Below are 2,977 nucleotides of genomic sequence, written 5' to 3'. Positions count from 1 at the left end.
GCACGACGAGCTGCCCGAGGAGATGCGGGCGTACCGGTTCCCGACGCCGGCCGAGGACCTCGCGGCGCTGGAGCTCGGTGCCGGGTGGGAGGTCGTCGCCGCCGAGCTCCGACCGCGCACCGCGACGACGCCCGAGGGTGCGCCGCACGACGTCGTCGACAGTGTGGTGCTCGTCCGCCGGAACTGAGCCGCCCGGGGGAACGGGCTGGTGCGTGTCCGACCCCCGGCGGTACCGTCCTGGATGTGAGCACCGACGCCACCGCGCCTCCCGGCATCGTCCTCGTCGGCGCGCGCGGCTACGGCCTGCACCACCGGGCGACCATCGACCGGCTCGCCGGACTCGGGGTCTGCACGCTGACGGCCGTCGTCGACCCGACCATCGACGCCGACGAGGACGGCGGCGTGCCGGTCGTCGACGACGTCGCCACCGCGCGGGCGCACGGACCGGTGGACGTCGTGGTGGTCGCCGCCCCGATCGCCGCGCACCTGCCCCTCGCCCTGTCCGCGCTCGAGGCCGGCGCCGACGTGCTGCTCGAGAAGCCGCCCGTGACGACCCGGGCGGCCCTCGCGACCCTGCTCGACGCCGAGCGACGGACCGGACGCCTGGTGCAGGTCGGGTTCCAGAGCCTCGGGTCCCACGCACTCCCTGCGATCCGCGACGGCTCGGTCGTCGGGACCGTCCGCTCCGCTGCGGCGGTCGGCACGTGGACGAGGAACCAGGCGTACTGGGACCGGTCGGCGTGGGCGGGCCGCCGTCGGGTGAACGGTGTGGACGTCCTCGACGGCGTGGTCACGAACCCGCTCGCCCACGCCGTGGCCACCGCCCTCGCGCTCGTCGGCTGCCGACGCGCGGAGGAGGTGGCACGCGTCGAGGTGGAGCTGTACCGGGCGAACGCGATCGAGGGCGACGACACCTCGGCCGTCCGGGTCACGACGACCACCGGACGCGAGGCGACCGCGGCGCTCACGCTGTGCGGGCCGACCGAGGTCCTGCCGAGCGTGCGGGTCCGTGGCACGACGGGGAGTGCCGTCCTCGGGTACACGACCGACGAGGTCACGATCGACGGGGTCACCCACGGCCTCGGGCGCACCGACCTGCTCGAGAACCTGCTCGCCCACCGCTCCCGCGGCGACGCGCTGCTCGTGCCGCTCGTGTCGACCGGCGCGTTCGTCGAGGTGCTCGAGGCCGTGCGGGCGACCGCGCCGGTGCAGATCGACCACCCGTGGGTGACGTGGGAGGGCGAGGGGCCCGCGCGTCGACCGCTCGTCACGGACGTCGAGGCGGTCGTCGAGCGTGCGGCGGACCAGGGCGCGCTGTTCTCGGAGGTCGGGGCGCCGTGGGCGCACGCGGTCCGCGACGAGGTGCTGGACGAGCTCGTCGTCGACGGCGTCCCGGTCGCGTCGGTCCTCGACGGCGCGGGGACGATCCCGACGTCGTCGCCCCGCCCGTACCTGCACCCCGTGCGGACCCTCGGCGGCACGGTCGTCAGCGCCCACCACCCGCCGGACCACGACTGGCACTGCGGTGTCGGCATCGCCATCCCCGACCTCGACGGCGTGAACTGCTGGGGCGGCCGGACCTACGTGCACGGCGAGGGCTACGTCTGGCGCGACGACCACGGCCGCGCCACGGTCCTGCACGCCGAGCGCCACGGACCGAGCCTGCAGCAGGAGGTCCGCTGGCAGCGTCCGGACCGGACGGTCGCGCTGCACGAGGACCGGACCCTCGTCTGGCGGCCCGTCGACGGCGGGTGGGAGCTCACGTGGTCCTCGTCGTTCCGGGTGCCGGGTGACGCGGTCGTCCGCCTGGGTGGACCGGGGAGCAACGGACGGGTCGGCGCCGGGTACGGCGGCTTCACCTGGCGCTTCCCACCGTGCTCCGACGTCTCGGTCCGGACGGCGACGGCCAGCGGCGAGGACGCGGTGCACGGGTCGGTCGCACCGTGGATCGAGTGGACGGCGGCGTTCGAGGGCGCCGTGGCCACCGTCCGGATCGAGGCGCAGGGCCACGAGGACCCGTGGTTCGTCCGTGTGGCCGAGTACCCGGCGATCGGCTCCGCGCTGGCGTGGCGCACCCCGGCGCTCGTCCGGCCCGGGATCCCCCTGGTGCGGTCGTTCCGGGCCACGATCTCGGACGGCCCGTCCGGCGTCCGAGCACCGGAGGACGGCCCGTCCGACGTCGGTGCCGGCAATACGCTGGGTGGATGAGCACCGAGGACTGGGAAGCCCGCGTCGCCGCACTCTGGGCCGACGACACGATCGACGACCAGGAGCGCATCGACCGCATGCGCGCGCTGGCGGACACCGCACCGCACCCGGCGCTCGGCGCGTTCGAGCTGGGCGGGGCGAACGACTCCGGCGGGCACGAGGCCGAGGCCGACGTCCACTACACGGCCGCGACCGCCGCCGGCCTCGACACCGTGGACCCGACGCGCGCGGCGCAGATGGTCGTCCAGCACGCCTCGACGCTCCGCAACCTCGGCCGGGTCGACGAGGCGATCGACATGCTCCGGGCCGCCCCGGAGCACCCGGCGACGGGCGCGGCGCCGAAGGTCTTCCTGGCGCTCGCACTGCACAGCGCGGGCCGCCCCGACGAGGCGCTCCGGGTCGCGATCGAGGCCGTCGAGCCGACGCTCCCCCGCTACCACCGGTCGGTCCGGGCCTACGCGGCCGCGCTCACCGACGGCTGAGGAGACGGCAGCGCCGACGGCCGAGCGAGCGGGAGACGGGACCCGCTGTCGGACTGGAGGCTCGGTGCGGGCCCGCACCGCGCCTCCCGTCCGTCGTCGGCGACCGTCTCCTACCGCACGCGGTCCTCGTCGCCGGTGGCGTGCGCGACGGGCAGCGCGTCGCTCGTCGTGCGGAGCGACTCCTGCCGGATCTCGAGCTGGGTGACGGCGAGCGCCGCCAGGTCGTGCAGGTTAGCGAGGTCCGCCTCCGTCGCCTGCCGGGGCTTCGTGCGAGCACGGCGAGCGGC

Annotated in this window: 2 protein-coding genes and 1 pseudogene; all 3 read left to right on the top strand. The window is 75.8% G+C overall.

Annotated features, from left to right (window positions below):
* Nucleotides 1-187, top strand: a pseudogene (locus tag I5E_RS25095) (hypothetical protein); the annotation flags it as partial.
* Between the two features lie 56 nt (nucleotides 188-243).
* Entirely contained in the window at nucleotides 244-2,208 is a 1,965-nt protein-coding gene (locus tag I5E_RS01365; protein ID WP_022905417.1) for a DUF6807 family protein, read from the top strand.
* Nucleotides 2,205-2,690: a tetratricopeptide repeat protein gene (locus I5E_RS01360; protein WP_022905416.1), complete on the top strand. Its 486-nt coding sequence runs from the start codon at nucleotides 2,205-2,207 to the stop codon at nucleotides 2,688-2,690. Before I5E_RS01365 ends, I5E_RS01360 begins: the two co-directional genes overlap by 4 nt.
* The last annotated feature ends 287 nt before the right edge of the window (nucleotides 2,691-2,977 follow it).

Source organism: Curtobacterium sp. B18 (genome assembly GCF_000333375.1).
Classification (GTDB): Bacteria; Actinomycetota; Actinomycetes; order Actinomycetales; family Microbacteriaceae; genus Curtobacterium.
Note: the sequence above shows the minus strand (reverse complement) of the source record. Positions and strands in the feature narration are given on the sequence as shown.